The sequence below is a fragment of the Faecalibacterium sp. Marseille-Q4896 genome (genome assembly GCF_017377615.1).
Lineage (GTDB): Bacteria > Bacillota > Clostridia > Oscillospirales > Ruminococcaceae > Faecalibacterium > Faecalibacterium taiwanense.
On sequence record NZ_JAFREG010000007.1, the window covers coordinates 20,239 to 43,709 of the forward strand.

The 23,471-nt window shown below is 58.4% G+C and carries 22 protein-coding genes; 5 read left to right on the forward strand and 17 right to left on the reverse strand.

Translation table 11 applies throughout. From position 1 onward, the window contains the following. Positions 1-65 precede the first annotated feature (65 nt). Positions 66-1,352: a galactokinase family protein gene (locus tag J3348_RS10870; RefSeq protein WP_207698975.1), complete on the forward strand. Its 1,287-nt coding sequence runs from the start codon at positions 66-68 to the stop codon at positions 1,350-1,352. Next, the gene (gene galT, locus J3348_RS10875) at positions 1,349-2,848 is read left to right on the forward strand and encodes a UDP-glucose--hexose-1-phosphate uridylyltransferase (RefSeq protein ID WP_207698976.1); all 1,500 of its coding nucleotides are present in this window, start codon (positions 1,349-1,351) and stop codon (positions 2,846-2,848) included. Before J3348_RS10870 ends, galT begins: the two co-directional genes overlap by 4 nt. Before the next feature lie 191 nt (positions 2,849-3,039). Here the strand turns inward: galT and J3348_RS10880 are convergent, their stop codons facing one another. Both J3348_RS10880 and J3348_RS10885 read right to left on the reverse strand, forming a co-directional pair. Beyond that, positions 3,040-3,777 (reverse strand): YebC/PmpR family DNA-binding transcriptional regulator, encoded by a 738-nt coding sequence (locus tag J3348_RS10880; RefSeq protein ID WP_044954219.1) that lies wholly within the window; start codon positions 3,775-3,777, stop codon positions 3,040-3,042. 181 nt (positions 3,778-3,958) lie between these two features. Further along, positions 3,959-5,506, reverse strand: a complete 1,548-nt coding sequence (locus J3348_RS10885; protein ID WP_207698977.1) for an RsmB/NOP family class I SAM-dependent RNA methyltransferase — start codon at positions 5,504-5,506, stop codon at positions 3,959-3,961. A gap of 105 nt (positions 5,507-5,611) precedes the next feature. Here J3348_RS10885 and J3348_RS10890 point away from each other — a divergent pair, with 105 nt between their 5' ends. Beyond that, positions 5,612-5,794 carry a hypothetical protein gene (locus J3348_RS10890; protein WP_207698978.1) on the forward strand — a complete coding sequence of 61 codons (183 nt, stop codon included), beginning with the start codon at positions 5,612-5,614 and terminating at the stop codon, positions 5,792-5,794. A 117-nt stretch (positions 5,795-5,911) separates the two neighbouring features. Here the strand turns inward: J3348_RS10890 and J3348_RS10895 are convergent, their stop codons facing one another. The 13 genes from J3348_RS10895 to J3348_RS10955 all read right to left on the reverse strand — a co-directional run bounded on the left by J3348_RS10895 (position 5,912) and on the right by J3348_RS10955 (position 20,161). Beyond that, entirely contained in the window at positions 5,912-6,316 is a 405-nt protein-coding gene (locus J3348_RS10895; RefSeq protein WP_005945912.1) for a ribonuclease III domain-containing protein, read from the reverse strand. Between the two features lie 147 nt (positions 6,317-6,463). Continuing rightward, the gene (obgE, locus tag J3348_RS10900) at positions 6,464-7,747 is read right to left on the reverse strand and encodes a GTPase ObgE (RefSeq protein WP_097777632.1); all 1,284 of its coding nucleotides are present in this window, start codon (positions 7,745-7,747) and stop codon (positions 6,464-6,466) included. Between the two features lie 213 nt (positions 7,748-7,960). Continuing rightward, positions 7,961-8,212, reverse strand: coding sequence for a 50S ribosomal protein L27 (gene rpmA / locus J3348_RS10905; RefSeq protein WP_005945908.1), 252 nt, complete (start codon positions 8,210-8,212; stop codon positions 7,961-7,963). A gap of 14 nt (positions 8,213-8,226) precedes the next feature. Then, positions 8,227-8,538 (reverse strand): 50S ribosomal protein L21, encoded by a 312-nt coding sequence (rplU, locus tag J3348_RS10910; protein ID WP_044954216.1) that lies wholly within the window; start codon positions 8,536-8,538, stop codon positions 8,227-8,229. Between the two features lie 148 nt (positions 8,539-8,686). Continuing rightward, positions 8,687-9,739, reverse strand: coding sequence for a prolipoprotein diacylglyceryl transferase (gene lgt / locus J3348_RS10915; protein WP_207698979.1), 1,053 nt, complete (start codon positions 9,737-9,739; stop codon positions 8,687-8,689). Continuing rightward, positions 9,736-11,046: a pitrilysin family protein gene (locus J3348_RS10920; protein WP_207698980.1), complete on the reverse strand. Its 1,311-nt coding sequence runs from the start codon at positions 11,044-11,046 to the stop codon at positions 9,736-9,738. The genes lgt and J3348_RS10920 overlap by 4 nt, the downstream gene beginning before the upstream one ends. Further along, on the reverse strand, positions 11,033-12,328 hold the full coding sequence (locus tag J3348_RS10925; RefSeq protein ID WP_242702966.1) for an insulinase family protein: 1,296 nt from the start codon (positions 12,326-12,328) through the stop codon (positions 11,033-11,035). The genes J3348_RS10920 and J3348_RS10925 overlap by 14 nt, the downstream gene beginning before the upstream one ends. A gap of 39 nt (positions 12,329-12,367) precedes the next feature. After that, a complete protein-coding gene (locus tag J3348_RS10930; protein ID WP_207698982.1) occupies positions 12,368-13,180 on the reverse strand; it encodes a M15 family metallopeptidase in 813 nt (270 codons plus the stop codon). Between the two features lie 341 nt (positions 13,181-13,521). After that, complete coding sequence (locus tag J3348_RS10935; protein ID WP_005945897.1) at positions 13,522-14,721, reverse strand: aspartate kinase; 1,200 nt, start codon at positions 14,719-14,721, stop codon at positions 13,522-13,524. A 93-nt stretch (positions 14,722-14,814) separates the two neighbouring features. Then, complete coding sequence (thrB, locus tag J3348_RS10940; protein WP_097781703.1) at positions 14,815-15,720, reverse strand: homoserine kinase; 906 nt, start codon at positions 15,718-15,720, stop codon at positions 14,815-14,817. A 28-nt stretch (positions 15,721-15,748) separates the two neighbouring features. Continuing rightward, positions 15,749-16,984 carry a homoserine dehydrogenase gene (locus J3348_RS10945; protein ID WP_005945893.1) on the reverse strand — a complete coding sequence of 412 codons (1,236 nt, stop codon included), beginning with the start codon at positions 16,982-16,984 and terminating at the stop codon, positions 15,749-15,751. Between the two features lie 30 nt (positions 16,985-17,014). Further along, a complete protein-coding gene (locus J3348_RS10950; RefSeq protein WP_005945891.1) occupies positions 17,015-17,455 on the reverse strand; it encodes an ACT domain-containing protein in 441 nt (146 codons plus the stop codon). Positions 17,456-17,635: 180 nt separating this feature from the next. After that, positions 17,636-20,161, reverse strand: a complete 2,526-nt coding sequence (locus J3348_RS10955) for a transglycosylase domain-containing protein (protein WP_207698983.1) — start codon at positions 20,159-20,161, stop codon at positions 17,636-17,638. Positions 20,162-20,430: 269 nt separating this feature from the next. On the opposite strand from J3348_RS10955, the gene J3348_RS10960 reads away from it, so the two are divergent. Continuing rightward, a complete protein-coding gene (locus J3348_RS10960) occupies positions 20,431-20,805 on the forward strand; it encodes a hypothetical protein (protein ID WP_120080248.1) in 375 nt (124 codons plus the stop codon). Positions 20,806-20,937: 132 nt separating this feature from the next. Continuing rightward, entirely contained in the window at positions 20,938-21,108 is a 171-nt protein-coding gene (locus tag J3348_RS10965; protein WP_154255643.1) for a hypothetical protein, read from the forward strand. A gap of 52 nt (positions 21,109-21,160) precedes the next feature. Here the strand turns inward: J3348_RS10965 and J3348_RS14400 are convergent, their stop codons facing one another. Together J3348_RS14400 and J3348_RS14405 are read right to left on the reverse strand one after the other, a co-directional pair. Next, positions 21,161-22,537, reverse strand: a complete 1,377-nt coding sequence (locus J3348_RS14400) for a Na/Pi symporter (RefSeq protein WP_347565383.1) — start codon at positions 22,535-22,537, stop codon at positions 21,161-21,163. Beyond that, the gene (locus J3348_RS14405) at positions 22,462-22,938 is read right to left on the reverse strand and encodes a Na/Pi symporter (protein ID WP_278251700.1); all 477 of its coding nucleotides are present in this window, start codon (positions 22,936-22,938) and stop codon (positions 22,462-22,464) included. Before J3348_RS14405 ends, J3348_RS14400 begins: the two co-directional genes overlap by 76 nt. Between the last annotated feature and the right edge of the window lie 533 nt (positions 22,939-23,471).

Below are 23,471 nucleotides of genomic sequence, written 5' to 3' on the forward strand. Positions count from 1 at the left end.
GTGCAGAGCATCCTGTATGCGGCCCTGCACTGCAGTTCCAACCCGCTCAAAAGGAGGATTATCCTATGATGAAATCTGTTTCCGCATGGAAGCAGGAGCTTTCCAGCGGCGCTCACGCTGCCCGGCTGGCAGCACTTTACTGCTGTGCGCCCGACGAAACTCCTGCACAGGCTGCCCGCTACGAAGCTGTTCTGAATGGTCTGGATGCCACCTTTGGCCCCCATGCTGAAGCTGGTCTTTACAGTGCCCCCGGCCGCACCGAGATCGGCGGCAACCACACCGACCACCAGCATGGCCGCGTGCTGGCCGGCAGCGTGAATATTGATATGATCGCTGCCGCCGCGCCCAACACCCTGAACCAGCTGCGCGTGCAGAGCGAAGGCTACGACCTGTGTGTGATCGGCCTTGATGACCTTGCTGCCCGCAAGGAAGAGGAAAACACTACCCTCTCTCTGCTGCGCGGCGAATGCGAAGCCTTCCGTCAGCGCGGCGCAAAGCTGGCCGGTCTGGATGTGTACATTTCCTCCAACGTGCCCAAGGGCAGCGGCGTTTCTTCCTCCGCCGCCTTTGAAGTGCTGATCGGCGTGATCCTGAATGACTGCTTCATGACCGATAAAGTCTCCCCCATCGAGATCGCGCAGATCGGCCAGTGGGCAGAGAACGTCTACTTTGGCAAGCCCTGCGGCCTGATGGATCAGATGGCTTCCAGCGTGGGCAACATTATTACCATTGATTTTGCGGACCCTGCCCACCCGGATGTGGAGCCGGTGGCCGTGGATTTCTCCAAGGCAGGCCTTGCCCTGTGCATTCTGGATTCCTGCGCAGATCATGCCGACCTGACCGACGAATATGCCGCTGTGCCCGCCGAGTGCCGCGCCGTGGCTGCTGTGTGCGGCGGCGAAGTGCTGCGGGATGTGCCGTTTGAGACCTTCCTTGCAAAGCTTCCGGAGTGCCGCAAGCAGTGCGGCGACCGTGCCGTACTGCGCGCCTTCCATATCTATGCCGATAACGACCGCGTGGCAAAACAGGTAGCTGCCCTGCGCGAGGGCGATTTTGACACTTTCCTGCGTCTGGTCAACGAGTCCGGCCACAGCAGCTGGGAATACCTGCAGAACGTGATCCCCGCCGGTTACAAGGAGCATCAGGAGATGGGCGTGACCATTGCAGCTGCCAAGCATTATCTGAACGGCAAGGGCGCTGTGCGCGTGCACGGCGGCGGCTTTGCCGGTACGGCTCAGGCCTTTGTGCCGGTGGAACTGTTGGCCGACTTCAAGGCCCACATGGAAGCCATCCTTGGTGAAGGCCGCTGCCATGTGCTGAGCATCCGCCCGGAAGGAGGCGCAGTGCTGTGATCTCTACCGCCATTCAGCAGCTCGTGAATTACGGGCTGGACACCGGCCTTATCCTGCCCGATGATGAAATTTACATCCGCAACCAGCTGCTTATGACCATGCAGCTGGACGACTTTACCGCGCCGGAGGGCGAGGTGTGCTATACCGATCTGGAAAGCATCCTCAAAACGCTGGTAGATGATGCCGTGGCCCGCGGCGTGTGTGCCGACAACAGCACCGCCCGCGACCTGTTCGACACAAAGCTCATGGGCGTATTGACCCCGCGGCCCAGCATCGTGCGCGCCAATTTCGAGGAACGCTACGAAAGCGAAGGCCCGCAGGCCGCGACCGACTGGTTCTATAAATTCAGTCAGGACACCGATTATATCCGCCGCTACCGCATCAAACGCGACCTGAAATGGGTCACCAAGACCCCCTACGGCGATCTGGATATCACCATCAACCTCTCGAAGCCCGAAAAAGACCCCAAGGCCATTGCCGCCGCCAAACTGGCTCCCCAGAGCGCCTACCCCAAGTGCCAGCTCTGCGCCGAGAACGAAGGCTATGCAGGCCGCATGAACCACCCCGCCCGCGAGAATCACCGCATCATCCCTCTCACCATCAACGACAGCGCTTGGAACCTGCAGTACAGCCCCTACGTCTACTACAACGAGCACTGCATCGTGTTCAACAACCAGCACACTCCCATGAAGATCGAGCGTGCTACCTTCCGCAAGCTGCTGGATTTCGTGGGCCTGTTCCCCCACTATTTCGTGGGCAGCAACGCCGACCTGCCCATCGTGGGCGGCAGCATTCTCAGCCACGACCATTTCCAGGGCGGCCACTATGAATTCGCTATGGCAAAGGCTCCCGTCGAGAAGAAGTGGGTCTTCCCCGGTTTTGAGGATGTGGATGCCGGTATCGTGCACTGGCCCATGAGCTGCATCCGCCTGACCAGCGAGGATGATGCCCGTCTTGTGGAGCTGGCCGATAAAATTCTGACCGCATGGCGCGGCTACTCGGACGAAAAATGCTTCATCTTTGCCGAGACCGACGGCGAGCCACATAACACCATCACCCCCATTGCCCGGATGCGGGACGGCAAGTATCAGCTGGATCTGGTGCTGCGCAACAACATCACCACCTCGGAGCATCCGCTGGGCGTGTTCCATCCCCATGCAAAGCTGCATCACATCAAAAAGGAAAACATCGGCCTGATCGAGGTCATGGGCCTTGCCGTGCTGCCCAGCCGCCTGAAAAAGGAGCTGTTTGAGCTGGCCGATGCACTGGTGGCCCGCACCCCGGTAAGCCAGTACCCGGAAGAACTGCAGAAGCACGCCGAGTGGGCCGAGGATATTCTTGCCCGCCACCCGGAACTGAACGGCGACACCGTGCACCTCATCCTGCAGGACGAGGTGGGCCATGTGTTCGCTCAGGTATTGGCCGATGCCGGTGTCTATAAAATGGACGAGGCTGGCCGCGCAGGCTTTGTGCGGTTCCTTGCAAGCGTGCAATAATCTATTAAAAAACGCTCTCCCCCTTTCCCCCGCCGGTATGCCTTGCCGACGGGGGATTTTTATTGTTCAGTGGAGGTCCCAAGACGTTTTCAGTCCCGTAACACAGCACAAAAAAGCCGCCTTTCGTGCCAATTAGCACAAAAAGCGGCTTTTTATCGTCTTATTTCAGGAGCAAAGAGCCTTGCGGAAGGTTATTCCGGCAGATCCTCTTCGTTCTCCAGGCTGTGCCAGACGTTCTGGACATCATCATTGTCTTCCAGCGCATCCAGCAGCTTGCCCATCAGCTTCAGCTGGTCGGGGTCGGTCAGGCGGGTGGTGGTCATGGGCACCATGGCCAGATCGTCGGAGAGGATCTCGTAGCCCTTCTCCTCCATGGCCTTGACCACAGCAGAGTAGTTCTCGGGATCGGTGGTGATCTCGGCTGCATCCTCGCTGGCATCGAAGTCCTCGGCACCAGCATCCAGAGCATCCATCATAGCCTCGTCGGCATCCTTATCTTCCAGAGAGATATCAATGACACCCTTCTGGCTGAACAGGAAGCCCACGCAGCCCATAGCACCCAGATTGCCGCCGTTCTTGTCGAAGTAGTGGCGCAGGTCGGCAGCGGTACGGTTGCGGTTGTCGGTCAGGGTCTCCACCATGACAGCAACGCCGCCGGGGCCGTAGCCTTCGTAGGTGATTGCTTCGTACTCGGTCTTATCGCCGCCCTCAGCCTTCTTGATGATGCGCTGGATGTTATCGTTGGGCACGCTCATGCGCTTTGCCTTGGCGATCAGATCAGCCAGCTTGCTGTTGGAAGCAGGGTTCGGGCCGCCGGTACGCACGGCAACGCTGATCTCGCGGCCGATCTTGGTAAAGACCTTTGCCTTTGCGCCATCGGTCTTTTCCTTCTTGCGCTTAATATTGTTCCATTTGCTATGTCCAGACATGGGAAAGAGCCTCCTGTATATTCTCAAATCTCCGCCTGCGGGCAGACGGGCTGTGGTCGCCCGCATTGTGGCAGCACACAAAATCTAACTCTATTATTGTAGCACAACCGGGCAGAGCGTTCAAGCCTTATCCGCCCAGTTTTCAGCATTCTGCGCGGAAAAATGCGCTTTTTCTGCCCGTTCACAGCAGCCGCAGCGCCTTGGGATAATGGTTTTTCACCCGCCCGCCGGACACCTTGCCGCCGCCCAGCGGCCAGCCGTCCACCGTCACGCAGCACCAGCCGTCAGCAGCGATGCGGGCTTCCACCTCACGGCCGGAAAGATACTCCACGCAGCGCGGGTCATCAAGGGTGAGTTCTTCGCGGTTTACGCACTGTGCGCCAAATGCCGTGAACAGATGGTGCTCCGGTACAAAGCGGCCTTTCTGCACGCTGCCCACAAATACGCCCGCCCGCAGCACATGCAGGTTCGTCTGCGGGAACGGCACCGGCAGCAGCACACCGCCGCCGTGCACCACAGCCGGGCGGTCAACCAGCGCCGGGAAATACTGCCCGGCAAACGCGTGCCATGCTGCAAGGCTCTGGGCAGGACTTGTCTCCCCTGCCTGTGCTTCGCGGCTACGCTTGTCACCCTGCACCGCTTCCCGGCAGGCACGGGCATTCTCGCGGCGGGCACTGCGGGCATCCGGGGTCCTGGCAGGCTTGCCGCCCTTCCCCTTGGCCTTTTTGCCCGCAGCTTCCGCTGCTGCCAGCCAGAGCTGTTCTTCGGCAGTGTACTCGCCCTCTGCGGGCAGAACGCGCGGAGTGCCAGCTTTGACGAGCCGGGCCATAAAGTGGCCCTCGCCGCCCTGACAGGGCCAGATACGGCGCACCTTGCTCACATCCAGCGGCAGACCGCCGGTGCGGTTGGCTTCGCCCGCGCTGCCAAAGGTGTAGTCCACATTGCCAAGCGCATCCGCAAGGGTGAACTCCGGGTGGCGCTGCAGGAATGCCGCCACCTGTCCCTCGTCCTCCTCGGGTGCAAAGGTGCAGGTGGAATACACCAGCTGCCCACCCGGGGCCAGCACAGCGGCTGCACAGTCCAGAATTTCTGCACCCAGCTCAGCACACTGCTTCACCAGCGCTTCACAGTGCTGCTGACGGGCCACCGGCTCCTTGCGGAACATGCCCTCGCCGGAACAGGGCGCGTCCACCAGCACCCGGTCAAAAAATTCCGGCAGCGCATCCGCAATGCGGGCAGGTGCTTCGTTCAGCACCACTGCATTGGGCACGCCCATGCGTTCCAGATTGCTTTTCAGGATATCCGCACGAGCTGCAACGTATTCGTTGCTCACCAGCACACCCCGGCCCTGCAGCGCCGCCGCCAGCTGGCTGCTTTTGCCGCCGGGCGCGGCGCACATGTCCAGCACACGCATCCCGGGCTGCACGCCCAGCAGCGGTGCCGCCGAGGACGCAGACGGCTCCTGCGAGTAGAACACGCCCGCATGGTGGTACGGATGCCGCCCGGGCCGGAATTTCAAATCATCCGGCTGATGCACCACGAATGCCGCCTTGCAAAAGGGCGATGCTTCCAGTGGGAAATCGGCTTTTGCGGCAAACTGCTCCGGTGAGCTGCGCAGGGCCGACACCGTTACGCCGCGCTCCGCCGTTTCCTGCGGGGCTGCATACAGGACATCGAACCGGTCTCCCAGCAGAGCGCGCTCCCGCTGTTCAAAATATTCCATGGGCATTCTGCATTCCTCCTGTGGGATGTATAAAGCCGCCGTCCGCGGCCAAACTAGGTCTTGTGAGGGGCACACCGCCCCGCACGGAAAACCGAAAGGAGATCATTCACTATGGCAACCGAAAACCGCAGCAATAACTGCAAGAATCAGACCTCGAACCGCACGTCCAGCCAGACAACCAACAGCGCCACCAACGAGCACAAGCACCCCAACCAGTACACCAAGGGTGCCGACGATGAGAGCGCCAAGAACTCCACGAGCAGCCGTTCCAGCAACGCCAAAAACAGCCGCTGACGCTGCCCTTCGCGCCTGATGGACCACGGGCGCGAACCTCTGATCTTTCTCAAATCGCAAAGCCCGCTGCCCTCCGGCACTGTTTTCCAGTGCGGAAAGCAGCGGGCTTTCGCGTTTTTATTTTTCGTTGGGGTCGAACTGCTGCCACAGTGTTTCAAACAGCTCGTGCACACGGCCCAGCTGACCGTTCAGATACAGCCAGCCCAGCAGGCACTCGAAGCCGGTGGAAGCACGGTATTCCTCCGGGGAAGCGTGCTTTGCCACGCTGGCCTTGCTGGCGTTGCGGCCCCGCTTGAACACGGCCAGTTCGTCCTCAGTGAACAGCGGCTCCAGCAGCTGTTCCTCCCGAAACTGTGCCCGGGCCGAGACGTATTTGACCTTTTCTGCGTTGAGCTTTCCGGCAGACAGGCGGTGGTGCTCCACCAGACGCTGTCGCACCAGCAGTTCCAGCACGCTGTCGCCCACAAAGGCCAGCGCCAAGGGGCTAAGCTCCCGCGGGTCGATCTTTTCAGGTTCGTTCATAAATATTCTCCAACCCTCTCAGACTCGCATCCGCTCGCCAGCTCCCCCGAAAGGGGGAGCTTTTATTGCACGTACTTTTTAGATGCGTGAAACCTCGCCCTTCGGGAGAGGTGGCAGCGCGGCAGCGTTGACGGAGAGGGTTCTTCTTTAGAAGATATAATCGAACTGGTAATCGCCAATGAGAATGGTGTCGTTCTCCTGCACGCCCTTTGCCACCAGAGCGTCCAGAATGCCGCTCTCGCCCAACTGACGCTGGAAGAACTGCAGGCTTTCGTAGTCGTCCACATTGCTGCCGGCCAGAATGTATTCCAGCCACGGGGCTTCCACGCTCCACACATGGGCTTCCATGCGCTTGATCTCAAACGCACGGTCGTTGGCCTTGGGTTCGGGCTTCTTGTACTCGGGAGCAAACACCGGCACCGGCGGGATATCCTTCAGGCGGTTATACACGAGGCCCGGCAGTTCCTTCACGCCCTGCATTGTAGCGGCGGAGATGGGCACAAAGGTCAAGCCCTTGCCCTCCACATACTTGCGGAAAGCTTCGATCTGCTCCTCGGTGGCCAGATCGCACTTGTTGCCAATGACGATCTGCGGGCGCTCAGCCAGCACAGGGCTGAACTTTGCCAGCTCCTCGTTGATCTTTTCAAAATCCTCAATGGGTTCACGGCACTCGCTGCCAGAAACATCCACCACATGCAGCAGCAGGCGGCAGCGCTCCACATGGCGCAGGAAGTCATGTCCCAGACCGATGCCCTCGCTGGCACCCTCGATCAGGCCGGGGATGTCGGCGCAGACAAAGCTTGCGCCCTCCGCCACGGACACAACGCCCAGCGTGGGCACCAGCGTGGTGAAGTGGTAGTTTGCGATCTTAGGCTTGGCTGCGCTGATGGTGGAAATGAGGGTGGACTTACCCACATTGGGGAAGCCGATCAGACCCACATCGGCGATCAGCTTCAGCTCCAGCGTCACCTGAATGTCTTCGCCGGGCATACCGGGCTTTGCAAACTTGGGGATCTGTCGGGTGGGAGTGGCAAAATGCGCATTGCCGTAGCCGCCGCGGCCACCCTTTGCAATGGTGACTGGGGTATGGTCGGACAGGTCCGCAATGACAAGGCCGCTCTCGGCGTCCTTGATGACGGTGCCCAGCGGCACCTTGATGACAAGGTTCTCCGCGTTTTTGCCGTGGCACAGGCTTGCACCGCCCTTGCCACCCTCCGGGGCCACATACTTGCGCTTATAGCGGAAATCCATCAGGGTGGTCAGGTGATCGTCCACCACAAAGATGATATCGCCGCCGCGGCCGCCGTCGCCGCCGTCCGGGCCGCCAGCGGCCACGAATTTTTCACGGTGAAAGCTCACCGCACCGTCGCCGCCCTTGCCCGCGTGGAGCCATATCGTGGCGATGTCGATAAAGTTGGTTTGTGCTGCCATACAGCCCCTCCTTAGTTTTATATGTTCGTTTATTCCCCTTCCCTTGCCGGGAACTCCTTCCGGCATCGCTGCACGATGCCACCTCCCCGAGGGGGCTGTCGCCACAGGCGACTGGGGGAGTTTCTGCCAGACAGTCAAAAAGAGAATTCTTCATCAAAAAGAGCCGGGCCACGAGGGTCCGGCTCTCTACGTTTTGCAGTTATCCGAAAGAAGTTACTGCTTGACGCTGCACTTCTTGCCGTCTTTACCCACGCGCTCGAAACGGACGGTACCGTCCACCAGAGCAAACAGGGTGTCATCGCTGCCCTTGCCAACGTTCTCACCCGGCATGATGTGGGTGCCACGCTGACGAACCAGGATGTTGCCGGCCAGAACGAACTGACCGTCTGCACGCTTGGTGCCCAGACGCTGTGCTGCGGAATCGCGGCCGTTCTTGGTGCTGCCTACGCCCTTTTTATGTGCCATTGTAATTTACCTCCTTAGCCGTTGATCGCAGTGATCTCAACCTTGGTGAAGGGCTGACGATGGCCCATACGGCGAGCACTGTGCTTCTTTGCGCGATAGGTGATGATGTTCAGCTTCTTGCCCTTGCCATTCTTGATGACCTTGGCAGTAACGGTAGCACCCTCAACAACGGGAGCGCCAACCTTCACAGAACCCTCCTCGCCAATAGCGAGAACCTGATCAAACTTCACTTCGGAGTCGGCCTCAACGTCCAGCTTTTCGATGTAGACGATGTCGCCCTGCTCCACGCGGTACTGCTTACCGCCGGTAACAATGATTGCGTACATTTTGTTCATTCCTTTTCGTTGTACTCGCTGGTCGTAAAGGCAGGCCCTTACACTGGGCCATTTCAGGCGCCCACACCATGCGGCTAGAATATTATAGCAAAAAAACGATGGAAATGCAAGAGGAATTTTCCTCTTTCCGAAGGATTTTTTATTTTTCCGTCTTTCTGCTTTCCGCGATGGTGCGTTTTACTTCGGCATTATACGCTTCGGTGCGCTCCACGAAGAGCTTGCGCGGGCTGGAGGCCAGCAGTTCAGTATCTGTATCCGTCATCAGACTGATAACAGTTTTTCCTTTGCTCAGCTTATTGATTGCGGCTTTGTTGTCCGCCGTCATTGCCAGCTTTACCATCAGGGGCTTGTCCTTGAACTTGTGGGTGAAGTAAATTTCCGCAGCCACACCGACTACCACAGCGATACCTGCCACCAGCTGGGATGCCCGCAGACCAATGGAGGGCACCAGCATCAGACTGTCGGTGCGCAGGGCTTCGATCCAGAAGCGGCCCGCGCCGTACCAGATCATATACCGCAGGGCAATGTCACCGTTGAACTTGCGCTTTTTAATATAACGGAACAGCAGGAGAAAGCCCACGAAGCACCAGATGCTTTCGTACAGGAAGGTGGGATGCACCGGCAGATTCGGGTCAATGGTCACGCCGCTCTGGGCCGTGACTGTGCTGCCCATCAGGTAAGCGCGGGTCGTTTCGCTGAACATGCCCCACGGCAGGGTGGTATTGCAGCCGAAGGCCTCCTGATTGAAGAAGTTGCCCCAGCGGCCGCAGCCCTGTCCCAGCAGAAAACCCATAGCGGTCAGGTCGAACATGGGCAGCACCGGCACGCCCCGCCGTTTGCAGGCCAAGCCACCGAACAGAAAGCCGCCGATGATGCCACCGTAGATGGCAAGGCCGCCATCCCGAATGGCGATCATCTCCCAGATGCTTTCGTATTTAAAGGGTGCCATGGCCACATAGTAAGCGCGGGCGCTGACAATGCCCAGCACGATGCCGATCAAGATCACGTCCACCATGCTGTCCGGGTCCACGCCGAACTCGATGCTGTGGCGGAACGCAAATACCAGCGCCAGACAGATGCCAAAGGCAATGCACACGCCATACCAGTAAATATTGAACCCGCCAATGGAAAGGGCCACGCGGTTGATCTCAAAGCTCAGGCCCAGCCCCGGGAACTGCACCAGATTTGTCATTCTGCTTCCTCCTCGTTCTCGGCCAGCGGCGCAGTGCCATCTGGCAAAATATCCATCACAGCCATGCGGTCGGTGCTGAGGATGTGCTGCAGCGCAGCGTCCGCATCCTCGGCAGTCAGCCCTGCCAGCATGGTGATCTGCTGCGCCACCGTCTGGCCGGAGAGGGCAAAGTCTGCCATCTGGCTGGCCGAGTCCTCCACATTTTCCAGATTTTCGATCAGCTGGCCGTACTTTTCGTTCTTGCACAGGGTAAAGATCTCCCGGTCCACACCCGCGGCACGGATGCGGGCGATCTCGTCCAGAAGCATCTGCTTCACGGCATCGGGGGCATCGCTCTCGCCGGTGAACAGGATGCAGCAGCAGCCGTCCACCCGCAGCACTTCCCCGCCAAAGCCGGGGTTCACAAGGCCTCCGTCGTACAGACGGCGGTACAGCGGCGACATGCCGCCTGTGATGCAGCTCAGGATCAGATCATACAGCGCTTCAGTGCGCAGATCGTCCGGGGGCAACGGCTTCTCCTTGAAGCCCACGCCGAAGCAGGGCTTGGACACCGGCATTTTCAGGGTCTTATGGGCTGCCGCCAGCGTCATGGGTTCCGGCTTCCACAGCCGCTGCACTCTTTCGGTGCTGCGCGGTCTCATCAGGCCGTGGCGCTCACAGGCAGCCAGGATCTGCTCCATGGTAGTGTCGCCGGCAGCCGCCAGCACCATATTGCCCGGTGCATAGAAGGCTTTGCAGCTGTCGTAAAGCATCTCCGGCGTGATCTCAGCAATGCTCTCCACCGTGCCCGCGATATCGCTGCGGATGGGATGCTCGTGGTACAAGCACTCGAACAGGCCGGTGATGAGCCGCCAGTCCGGGCTGTCATCGTACATTTTGATCTCCTGCCCGATGATGCCCTGCTCCTTGGCGATGGTCTGCTCGGTAAAGTACGGATGAGTCACCATGCCCAGCAGCACATCCAAGCTTTCATCCAGCTGCTGGGTCGCAGTGAACAGGTAGCAGGTGCGGTCAAAGCTGGTAAATGCGTTGGCATTGGCACCGGTCTTGGCATACTTTGCAAAGGCGTCGCCGTCCTGATCTTCAAACATCTTGTGCTCGAGGAAGTGTGCCACGCCTGCAGGCAGATGCACCTCTTTGCCGTCCAGCCGGAAATCCCGGTCAATGGAGCCAAAGCGGGTAGCAAAAATGACATGGGTGCTGGAATAACCCGGCATGGGCCGCACGATAACGGTCAGTCCGGAGGGCAGGGTCTGCCACTGGTCAGCCACGGTCTTTTCCAGCAGGGTCTGGTTATTCTGCGGCATGAGCGGCCACCTCCTTTGTGAGCAGATAGCTGACCGAGAGGGTCAGTTTGCGCAGGATGGCGCGCACGTCGTCCTTGGTCACGGCCTGCAGAGCGGCGCGGGCTTCGGCGGGTGTCTGCACCTTGGCCGGGTCGCCGCCGCGCAGCACTTCAATGTAATACCATGTCTCGATGCCGCCCAAGGTATCCTCTACCCCCTGCATCCCGCTCAGCAGACCCCGACGGCAGTCCTCAAATTCATCGTCGGTGATGGGGCCATCGCACAGGTCGGCCAGTTCCTTCAAGATGGCCCGCTCTGCCCGGGCTGCGTCGGCGTGCTCCACGCCGCTGTTCACAGCCATGCTTCCGGTAAAGCTCTGGAACGAGGACGAGCAATAGTAGCACAGGTGGTCACGCTCGCGCACATTCAGGAACAGGCGGCTGGTCACACTGCCGCCGTACAGCGCCATGGCAAGGCGCACAGCAGCCAGCTGTTCGGTGCGCATGGGTTCGCCCAGCGTGAACAGCATACAGAGCTTCGCCTGCACCATATCATAGGTTTCGGTTTTGTGCACCGGCTCCCGGCGGGGCATGGCAATGTTTTCTGCCAGCGGCAGCGGTGCGCGGTCAATTGCCGCAAGCTCTGCCAGCAGTGCATCCTTTACCGCAGCGGTCTGCTCTGCCGTGCAGCCCAGCACGAGCAGTTCAATGTTGGCGGTGCGCAGCATCTCGTAATAGGCTGCGGTAAGCTGTTCCGGTGTCAGGCCTTCCACCTCTTCCAGATAGCCCTCCTGCCGCACACCCGCCGGGCTGTCGCCAAAGAATTCCCGGTTGGCCTGATGTAGGCAGTAAAGGCGCTTATCGTTGATCTCATCTTCCAGCGCCTTTTTCAGCATCTGCTTTTCAATGCCCACGGCTTCCGGATCAAAAGTGCCGCCCACAAAATACGGGTGAAAGGCCGCACCCAGTGCAATGGATGCATATTCCCTTGTAAGGGTCTCCCCTTCCAGCGCAAACTGATCCTTGATGCCGGTAACACTAACACACAGGTTGTGGCTGCAGCCCATGGGCCGGGCATCCACTGTGAGGTCTGCACCGTAGAGCTTGGCCAGCTTTTTGGTCAGGCGGGTCATATCCGGGCAGTCGGCATAGCCGCGCTCCAGCACCAGCGGCAGCAGCGCATGTGCTGTGGCCGTTTCCCGCTTTGCCGGAAAGGCAAAGTGGACGCTGATGCGGCAGCGGTTGAATTTTTCCGCCGGGTCACAGGAAAGATGCACACCCGGCGCAATGAGAGTACGTTCCAATTTGTTCCTCCGCCCTGCTTTCACAGGGAGCTTTTATTTTTATGATGCCTTCTGCAAGGCAAGAAATTCTTCCAGACTCAGGCCGCTGGCACGGATGGCAAGGGCATTTTCAACGCCCACATACCGCCAGTGCCACGGCTCAAACACCACGCCGGTAGCAGCCTGCCTGTCCTGCGGGTAGCGCAGGATGAAGCCGTATTCGGCGGCGTAGGCGGTGAGCCACTCGTAGGCGCGGGTCGTATCAAAGCCGGTATCACGGGTCGGGTAGTCTGTACTGAGGATATCCGCCGCATAGCCGGTGCCGTGATCATTGCATTCCGCAGGCGGCTGGATATCTGCCGCAAGGCTGGCGGCTTCTTCCTCGGTTTTGCCCTTTTCCAGATACTGCTGCTTCTGCGTCTCATAGGCCGCGCTGCGGACATCTGCGTCCTGATAGCCTGCCGTCAGCACCAGTGCAACGCCGTCCTCGGCCGCAGCCGCAGCCATTTTCTGGTAGGCTGCAGCTGCTTCGGCTTCCAGTTGGATACCGCTGGCTTCATCGGCATCGGCAAGGGCCGGAGAGGGTTCCTCGGCAAAAGGCAGATTGGTGTTCACCAGCACAAAACGCTCATCGTCAGCATCAAAGCTGTAGCCGGTGCCATCGTAGCTGGCCGCATCAAAGCTCTGCGGCCCTGCAAGCATGGCGTTCACCTTTGGCAGCAGCCAGAGAATGCCTTTGGTCATAAGCGCCACAATGGCGGCGCAGACGAGAATGAGAATGGCCCAGTTGCGGGCCAGACGCAGCCGCTTGCGGCGCTTCCACTGAGCGCGGGTCAGGCGGGGCTTTGCAGCATTTCTATCAGTCGGTTCCATGGTGCGTTGCAGCTCCTTTTGCAGAATTTGCAGCGCACTGCGCCGCACAGATACAGTGTATATTATACACCCCTTTGCATTTTGTGTAAACGCCGGAAGTGTAAAATAAGTATGACCGTCCTCGTCAGCGGCCTTGCCCTCTCCGTCCGCTCACGCTGTTCGCGTCCACCTCTCCCAAAGTGAGAGGCCTTGGCAGAACCAGAAAGTTTTTCTCTTCGCCAGAGGCTCGCCCTTTGGGAGAGCTGTCGCGTAAGCGACTGAGAGGGCGAGGCCGTTAACAAAAAGAGCGCTGTACAGCTTCCAAAGAAACTGTACAGCGCACAAAATTCATTTTTTACAAATCAGTCAAACAGCATATCGTGGATCGCAGAAACAGCCTTGTCGGCATCGTCGCGGTTGATGATGCAGGAGATCTTGATCTCGCTGGTGGAGATCATCTTGATGTTGATGTTGTTGTTGGACAGTGCCTCAAACATCTTGGAAGCAACGCCGCTGTGGCTCTGCATACCGGCACCCACAATGGAGACCTTGGCGCAGGTGGTGTCCACGCTCACATCGTTGAAGTGTGCGCTCTCCTTCAGCACGCGCATGGCCAGATCGGCTTCGCCCTCAGAGCAGGTAAAGCTGATATCCTTCTTGCCGTCACGGCCGGTGGACTGCAGGATGATGTCCACGTTGATGTTCTTCTGGGCCAGCAGACCGAAGATTTTGAAGCTCATGCCCGGCTCATCGGGAACGTTCAGAATCGTGATAACAGCAACATCAGTGTCTTTTGCGACACCCTTGATCAGCATACCTTCCATGTCTTTTGTAACCTCCTTGACCACCGTACCGGGCACGGGATTCAGGCTGGAGAGCACCTCCAGCTCCACATTATACTTTTTGGCCAGCTCCACGCTGCGGTTGTTCAGCACCTGTGCGCCCAGAGATGCCAGTTCCAGCATCTCGTCAAAGGTGATCTCATCCAGCTTGCGGGTGTTGCGCACCTTGCGCGGGTCGGCCGTGTAAACGCCTTCCACATCGGTAAAGATCTGGCAGCGGTCTGCGTGCAGGGCTGCTGCAATGGCAACAGCGCTGGTGTCGGAGCCGCCGCGGCCCAGAGTGGTGATGTCATCCATCTTGTTCAGGCCCTGGAAGCCCGCCACAACGACCACACGGTTGCGCTCCAGCTCAGAAGAGATGCGCTCTGTCTCCAAGCGGGTGATGCGCGCCTTGGTATAGGCGCGGTCGGTGCGGAAGCCAGCCTGCCAGCCGGTCAGGCTGATGGCATGGCAGCCCAGCTCATTCAGTGCCATGGCCAGCAGCGAAATGCTGATCTGCTCGCCGCTAGCCAGCAGCATATCCATTTCACGGGCCGAAGGGTTGTGGGTGATCTCCCCAGCCTTGGCGATCAGGTCATCGGTGGTATCGCCCTGAGCGGACACCACCACAACTACGTCATTGCCCGCGTTGTGGGTGTTTGCCACAATGCGTGCCACGTTGAAGATACGGTCACGGTCCTTCACCGAAGAACCGCCGAACTTCTGTACGATCAACGCCATATCTTGTCACTCTCCTCTTTTTGTCCCTTTGTCAAAAGGGGGTACACCGGGCGGAAGCGGTCAGCAGCGCCTTGCACTTCCCTTACCCATTTATCATTCCACCGTTGCGCCGGTGTTATCGGCATCCAAACGCAGCAATGTAAATGCTTCACATCCGTCCAGACCTTCCAGCAGCTCCAGACCCTTTTCCAGCTTGGAATAGAACTTTTCGGCCTCCGCCTTTTCCGCTACGGCCATCACGGTGCTGCCCGCACCGGAAACGTAAACAGCCTTTGCCCCGCACAGGCGTGCCATATCGAACACTTCCTTGGAGCCGGGCATCAGCGGCATACGGTAGGGCTGGTGCAGCTTATCCTCGGTGGCAATGGCCAGCAGGTCATGTCTGCCCTCGCAGAAGGCGGCGGGCACCAGCGCAGCGCGCGAAAGATTATATACCGCGTCCTTGTGGGAGACCTCTTTGGGCAGGGCCGCACGAGCGGCTTCCGTCAGCAGCTTGTAGTCCGGCACGATGGCGGCAAAGCACAGCGTTTCGTCCACATTGCGCTTGACCGAGTACACCTTGCCCTCCTCGAACACGCTGCTGGTCAGGCCGCCCAGAAGAGCCGGGGCCACGTTATCCGGGTGGCCCTCAATGGAGGTAGCCAGCGTGAGCAGCTCCTGCGTGTTGAGCACATCGCCCAGCATCCGGTTTGCACCCAGCAGTCCCGCAATGATGCAGGCCGAGGAAGAACCAAGGCCGCGCGCCATGGGGATGGGATTCGTCTGGGTGATCTTGAGGGGCGGGATCTGCTTGCCCACCTTCTCAAACAGGCCCTTTGCCGAACGATACACGAGGTTCGATTCACCGCGCGGGATGCGGGTACCGTCCGCAGACGAGATATCCAGCACTTCGCTCTCTTCAAAGGTGACCGTATTATACAGCGTCACCGCCAGACCCAGCGCATCAAAGCCGGAGCCGATGTTTGCACTGGTGGCCGGGACAGAAACCTTGATCTTCATAGCCGCCGCACCTTTCCTTATTCCGTTATCAGTTTTCTTCCGGCAGACGCTTGAGCACCAGTTTCACGCTGCCGCCCACGGCTTCCACCTTGCGGGCTGCTTCGGCCAGTGCCTTTTCGTCGGCGCGCTCCACAAAGTAAGCGCAGCCTTCGTAGCGTTCGTCCACCACCCTGCCATAGCCGTAGATGGCTTCCACCACCGCCGGAGCAATGCCTGCTACACGCACATAATATGCAGCAGGAGCCGGGTCGGTGAGCATTCCCTCCACCGGCTCAGCAGGCTGCCAGAACAGGCTGTCGTGCACCTTGGAGCCATGCTTCAGGGCATCCACAACGTCGGCCACCACGGCGCTGGCGGTGGGCAGCTTGCCTGCGCCCTTGCCGTAGAACACCACGTCGCCCAGCATATCGCCCTTGACCAGCACTGCATTGAACACATCGTCCACGCTGGCCAGCTGGTTTGCCTTGGGCACCAGACACGGCTCCACACCGGCAGCCACGCTGCCGTCCTTGCCGCGCTTCATCCATGCGATCAGCTTGATCACACAGCCCAGCTTTTCCGCCGCTTCCACATCTGCCGTGGTAATGGCACGGATGCCGCGGGTGGGAATGTTCTGGGGGTAGATCTGATGGCCGCACACCAGCGAGGACAGAATGGCGATCTTGCGGCAGGCATCACGGCCGTCCACATCGTCGCTGGGGTCCTTCGTCTCGGCGTAGCCCAGCTCTTGCGCGATCTTCAGCGCATCGTCAAAGCCCAGATTTTCGCGCACCATCTTGGTGAGCATGAAGTTGGTGGTGCCATTCACGATGCCCTCCACCTCGGTGATGACGTTTGCCGCCAGACACTGGTGCATCGGGGTAATGATGGGCGTACCGCCGCCCACAGAAGCCTCGAACAGGAAGGCACAGCCGTGCTCTTTGGCAAGGCCCAGCAGCTCTGCGCCGTAGGTGGCCACCATCTCCTTGTTGGAGGTGCATACGCTGCGGCCGCTCTCAAGGCAGGCCTTTACATACGGATACGCAAAGCGGGTGCCGCCGATGGTCTCCACCACCACCTTGATCTCCGGGTCTTCCAGAATGGTATCGAAGTTCTTTATAAACAGGTGTGCATCCGGATGGTTTGAAAAATCCTTCGGGTCAAGGATGTACTTGACCTCCACCGGCTCACCTGCACGGCGGGAGACACCCGCAGCGTTGCGGCACAGTACCTCGTACACGCCGCTGCCCACCGTGCCAAAGCCCAGAATTGCAATTTTAGCCATTGTTGTTCTCCCTCGTTTTCTGAAGACTGCTTACAGATTGTACCCGCAGTGCACGCCTACCACCATACGCTGACGCGAAAGTTTTTCGGTCAGCTCTTCGGGAGTCATCTGCATGGTATCGGTGCGGATGGTGACTGCCACCAGTGCGGCACCGTTTTCCGGTGTGGACTGGTTGATGGTCACAATGCTTGCACCTGCGGCGCTGATGCCGGCCAGCAGGCTCTGCAGTGCACCGGTCTCATCCCGCAGAGTAGCCATGACGGTGATCACCTCACGGCCATTCTCGGAGTCAAAAATGCAGTCCTTATACTTATAAAAAGCGCTGCGCGAAAGATCGACTGCGCGGGTGGCAGCGGAAATGCTGCGTGCCTCCCCGCTGGCCAGAAGTTCCTTGGCGCGCACCACCTTGAGAAAAACCTCAGGCAGCACCTGCGCATCTACCAGATAAAAGCGGCGTTCCAACTTGTTCACCTCACAAACACAAGTGTTCTTGCAGTGAATATAATAGCATCCGGCCCCCTGCAATGCAAGAGGTCGGATGCGTTTTTGTCAGATTATCCAGTTTTGCTGCGGCAAGCGCGGTATTTCCTTGCCGGATTCACTCCGCGCCGGTGCCGATAGTACGCCTTTTGTCCTTCATATGGCTACAGATCAGTCTGTATCCTGATTACCTGTATCCGCAGGAATGACAGCCTGCTCCGGTGCCGCAGTCTCCGCAGGTGCAGCCGCTGCAGGAGCTGCTGCATGGGAGTAGTTGCAGGTACCAGGCAGATCATCGGCGCGGTAGTAGCCCACGGCGGTGCTGGGGCAGGAGCCGCCTGCCAGCAGGCCGCTCTGGGTGCAGTAGCGGCGCTCCACCACACCGGCAGAGGTCGGGAATGCCTTATACGGCAGGTCTGCCTGCACCTGTTCCATCAGCGCCTTCCACGCCATAACACAGGTACGGGTCTTGGCCTGCTGCTTACCCAGCGTCTTGGTCATATCATAGGGTGCATCGTAGCCCCACCACACGGCGGTAACGTAGTACGGCGTGCCGCCCACGAACCACAGATCCTTTTCGTCGCTGGCGGTACCGGTCTTGCCAAAGGCTTCCATGCCGTTGGAGTTGGGGTAGCGGCCGCCGGCGGTGCCCACGCTGGAGTACAGAACGTTCTTCAGCAGGCGGTTCATCACATAAGCGGTATCCGGGGTCAGGGCCTGATAGCTGGTGGAGTTGTTCTCCAGATAGATATTGCCGTCACGGTCCAGCACGCGGGTATACAGGTGCGGGGTGGTGTACTGGCCATCGTAGAAGATCTGGAACGCAGCTGCCAGCGCCGTGGGCGTAACGCCATGAGTCTGACTGCCCATGACCATCTGCGCCAGACCCACATCGTTTACCGGGTCCAGCGTGTTCAGCTGCAGGGTGTTGTACACAAAATTGAAGATGTTGCTTGCGCCCACCAGATCACCCACACGCACCGCAATGGTGTTCAGCGAGCGGGCCAGACCGTTCCACAGCGGCACATCACTGTTGTCGCCGTAGTTGCCGCCATAGTTACGGGGCCAGCTGCGCCATGCGTTGGGATAAGCGCGCAGCTGCTTGTCGGAAAGGCCCATCAGGCCGTTCTTGCGGCAGTAATCCTCATCGCGGATCACCATATCCTGCTTCTGATACAAGGGCGAGTTGTTGAGCATGGTGGACCAGTTCACCAGACCATACTCTACACCCAGTGCATACGCACCGATAGGCTTGATGGTAGAACCCGTCTGACGAGTGACGCTGTAGGCACGGTTCAGCGAGAGGCTCTTGTTCTTTTCGCCCAGACCACCCACAATGGCGATCACATTGCCGTCATAGTCCAGCGTGACCATGGCTGCCTGAGTACGCACATTGCGGTAATAGTAAACGGTACCGTCGTCGCCGGTGCGGGTCTTGGGCGTACCGTCCTCGTTCATCACCTGTACATCGTCGTCCGAGATGGAGGTCACCTCTTCCTCATGCCAGCCGGCCGGGAAGTAGGCATCGTCCGTGTTGAGCATCAGGTTTTCCATGGCGGACTGCACCTTGGTGTTCACAGTCGACTCAACGGTAAAGCCGCCGGTGTACAGCAGCTTCTGTGCCTCGGATTCCGAAATGTTTTCCTTGTCCATGATGTCCTGCACCAGCTCGGTGAACAGTGCATCGGTAAAGTAAGAGGTAACGGAAGAATTCTTCTTAGTATCCTCTTCCTCGGCCAGTACCAGCGGCTGGGCCGCTGCGTTGCGGTAGTCCTCTTCGCTGATCACACCCTGCTGCCACATGTTGTACATGAGGAAGTTACGGCGGTTGATCAGGTTTTCGGGGTTGGTGTAGGGGTTATAGTTGGTGGGGTTTTTGGTGATGGACGCAATGGTCGCACACTCCCACAGGGTCAGCTGGCTGACATCCTTATTAAAGTATTCGTTGGCCGCAGTCTGCACGCCCTGAATGGTGCCGGTAAAGCTGATGGTGTTCAGGTACGCTTCCAGAATGGTCTCCTTGGAATAGCTGCGGCTCAGACAGAGGGCGCGGTAGATCTCGCGCAGCTTGCGCAGTGCACCTTCAATGCCGCTGGCGCTCTTGTCGTCGGTCAGGTTCTTGATCAGCTGCTGCTCCAGCGTGGATGCACCCTGCTTGGAGCTGTAGATGGGCAGCAGGTATTCGTTGACCATTGCGCCGATGGTGCGCTTGAAGTTGACGCCGGGCTCGTTGTAAAAGTCCTTATCCTCGGTGCAGATGAACGCATACTGCAGGTTCGTGGGGATCTGCTCCAGATCCGCCCACACGCGGTGGCTGTTGGAAGAGCGCAGCGTGGCATACTCCACCTGTGCACCGGTGTCCGGGTCGGTAGCCATCACCACACTGGACTGGCTCAGCTCAATGTTGTCCAGATCCAGCAGGTCGCCGTCGTTGGCGGTAGCCTGCACCACGTAATACACAGCACCCACTGCCACCAGACTGCCTGCCATGATGCCCAGACAAATCAGTGTAGCAATGGTTCGGCCAATGAAGCGCAGAATGGGATGTCTGCCCTTTTCACGGGGTTCCTTTGGTTCTTTGGGTTCCCGGCCGTGTTTGGGTTCCGGCTGGGACTCCCGGCGGCTGTTGCTCACATTTACCTTCCGCCCCGCCGGTGCCGGGGAATGCCCCTCACCGGCACGGTTGATCTTTCTCATATCGGAGATAGAAATCGCCTCCTAACATTCAGGCTGCTTTTTCAGCGCCATGCGCTGGTACTTTTCCATCAAAGCGCACAGAACTGCACGCAATACCATATTATAGCACGTGCACAGAACGCGGGCAAGAACCAATCTTCGGCCCTGATAGGTCTAATCATCTGTAGTATAACACAATCTGCCGGACAAAGTACAGCATTCCCGTGTGAAAATTGACTGTGCCCCCCTGTTTTGGGGCATACTTCAGCCGGAAAGGAGCGTGTTTCTCCATGCGCAAACTGTGCACCTGCCTGTTCTACGGGCTGTGCGTATTCACCATCGTGTTCAGCCTGTTCTGGATGGCCCTGCCCAAGCTCAGCCTTCCGGTGCCCGACCCCGGCAGCGAAGCACCGCCTTCCTCCGCAGCAGACCTTGCCGCACAGGCCATGCCGGAGCTTGCTGCCCAGAGCTACCGCCTGTGCGACAAAGGCGGGCGCGTGGCCGTTTACCGCTGCGGCACCAATGGCCAGCCGGATGTGCTTGTCACCGTCACCGGCATCTACACCAATCTTCTGCCGGAGAACGATGCCGTGCGCATCAAACGCGGTGTGACCGTGTACAGCGAACGGGAACTGGACCTGCTGCTGGAAGATCTGGGCGATTGAGTGCAGAATGCTCAATTTTTATCTACTTTTATTGATTATTTTTATTGACATCCCGATGTAAAAATTCTATAATGATAATAGAAGTAAAGTTTCTTAACCACCTGCAGCGATCATAAAAGGAAGTGCTTCCTCATGTCAGAACAGATCACCCTCCATTACCAGTGCCGTCTTTGCGGCAAGCAGCTGGACCGCGGTATCCACCTCGGCCCGCCCAGCCCCGGCACCTGCAGCAAAGCCGCCAAGGTAGACGGCTTTCACGGGCCGCACCGCTGGGTCATTGTCTCTTTGCCCAAAAGTGCTTGATTTTTAACGCAAAAAACCTCCGGGAAAAGCGTCCCGGAGGTTTTTCTTAGTTTCAGGCTTCCATTTCTTCCAGCGGAACAAGGTAGGCCTTGCGGCACTCCTCGTATTCCAGCATGTAGTCCTTGGTGGGGTTGTGGTGCATGATGCTCTTGAGGGTGTGGGAGTCGTAGTCCTCGCCGGCATCCATGCCGATCAGGCGGGCAGCAACGTTGGAGCAGTGATCCGAGATGCGCTCTGCATTGTTCAGCACATCCAGGAACACGACACCCGTATCAATGGAGCACACGCCGTCCTTCAGGCGCAGGATGTGCTGGTCGCGCAGGCGCTCCGCCATCACATCGATCACCTCTTCCAGCGGTTCCACCTGAGCCGCCAGACGCATATCGCTGTTTTCAAAGGCATCGTTGGTCAGGTTCAGGATGCGGTTCAGCGCATTCTCCAGCAGCTGCAGCTCCTTGGTGGCGTTTTCACTGAAGGACGCTTCCTTTTCCTGCAGTTCTTCTGCCTTTTCCATAATGTTCACCGCATAGTCGCCGATGCGCTCGAACTCGGTAACAAAATTCAGCAGTTCGGTCACAGTGTGGCTCTCATCGTCGCCCAGCTCCTGATCGGTCATCTTGATCAGATAGTTGGAGATTGCCACCTCCATGCGGTCGATCAGGTTTTCACGCACCCGGATGGCGCTGACGGTATCCTCGTCCATCTTCAGCAGCAGCGGTGCAGCCAGATTCACATTGCGGGCAGCACGGCGGGACATCTTGATCACAGCGCTCTTAGCCTGCTGCAGGGCCACAGCCGGGCTTTTGAACAGACGTTCATCCAGCACCGGCATGCTCAGCTCCTGTGCTTCCTCGGCGCTGTCCGGCACAGTGAGCAGTGCCAGCTTGGACAGCACGCCGCTGCACGGCAGGAACAGCAGCATGGCGCACACGCTGGAAAGGGTGTGGATGTTTGCGATGGTGCTCTTGTTCATCACGTCGTTCCACATGGGGATGCCAACGGTAAACTGCACCGCATACACCAGTGCCAGCAGGATCACGCTGCCAATGATGTTGAAGTACAGATGGATCAGTGCAGCGCGCTTGCCGTCCTTGGAGGAGCCGCCAATGGTGAGCAGCGGCGTAAAGGCCGTGCCGATGTGTGCGCCCAGAATAATGGGGATGGCAGAACTGAAGGTGACCAGACCCGTGCTGGACAGTGCCTGCAGGATACCCACCGATGCCGAGGAGGACTGGATGATCACCGTGACCACCACGCCCACCAGAATGCCCAGAACGGGATTCGTCATGGTAACGAACAGATTCTGGAACACGGCGCTCTCACGCAGAGGAGCCACACCGGTGTCCATCAGGCTCATGCCGGTAAACAGGATGCCAAAGCCCAGCATGATCTGGCCGATGTTCTTCCTTTTAGCGCTGCGCAGGAACACATAAAAATGCAGCCAATAAATGCCACCACGGGCGCAAAGGTCTTGGGCTGGATCAGTGTCAGCCAGAGACTGTCACCGGAGATATCCGCCATGCGGATCAGCTGGCCGGTAACAGTGGTACCAATGTTTGCACCCATAATGACACCTACCGACTGCGTAAGGGTCATGATGCCGGAGTTTACCAGACCGACACAAATAACGACCGTGCCGGCCGAGGACTGGATGACACCCGTGATGAGGGTGCCAAAAATAACGCCCTTGAGCGTTGAGGAGGTCAGCTTTTGCAGCACGCCCTGCATTTTGCCGCCGGCCAGTTTTTCCAGACCAGCGCCCATAATGGACATGCCGTACAGAAACAGCGCAATTCCACCCAACAGAGAGGTAATGTGTGTGATATCCATAACGATACTCCTAAAAATGATCTTCCTTTTGATCCTTGTACATCTGCCCTGCCCGCACACCGGGCCTGCTTGAACCGGCAGATGCTGCGGCCTGCCGCTCTGCTGCACAGAACGGCGCACAATGACCGCGCTTGAATCTATTATATCATTTTTTATCCTGTCACAACAAGGTTTATTTTACAAGAAAATCACTTTTTCTACACATTTTTCCGTTTCTTAATGAATTCGTGCTCTTTCCTTTTCAATTATTTTACATCAATTTTACATTTTCACCGAAGTCCCTGCCTGTTTGCAGGCGCTTACTCTGCCAGTTCTTCCATTGCTTCCCGCACCGTATCGGCCGAAAACAGGAACACCCCGCTGCCGGTGTATACTTCCACATGGCTTCCGACATAACGCAGTTCAAAATCTTTCATCCGTGTTCCCTCCTGTATCTCGTTTTTTGCAGCTTTTCAGAACGTTTTTGTTCCATGGCTGTATTATCGCACACAGCAGGTACTATAAATCGGATTTTCAACGCATTTTGCAGACAA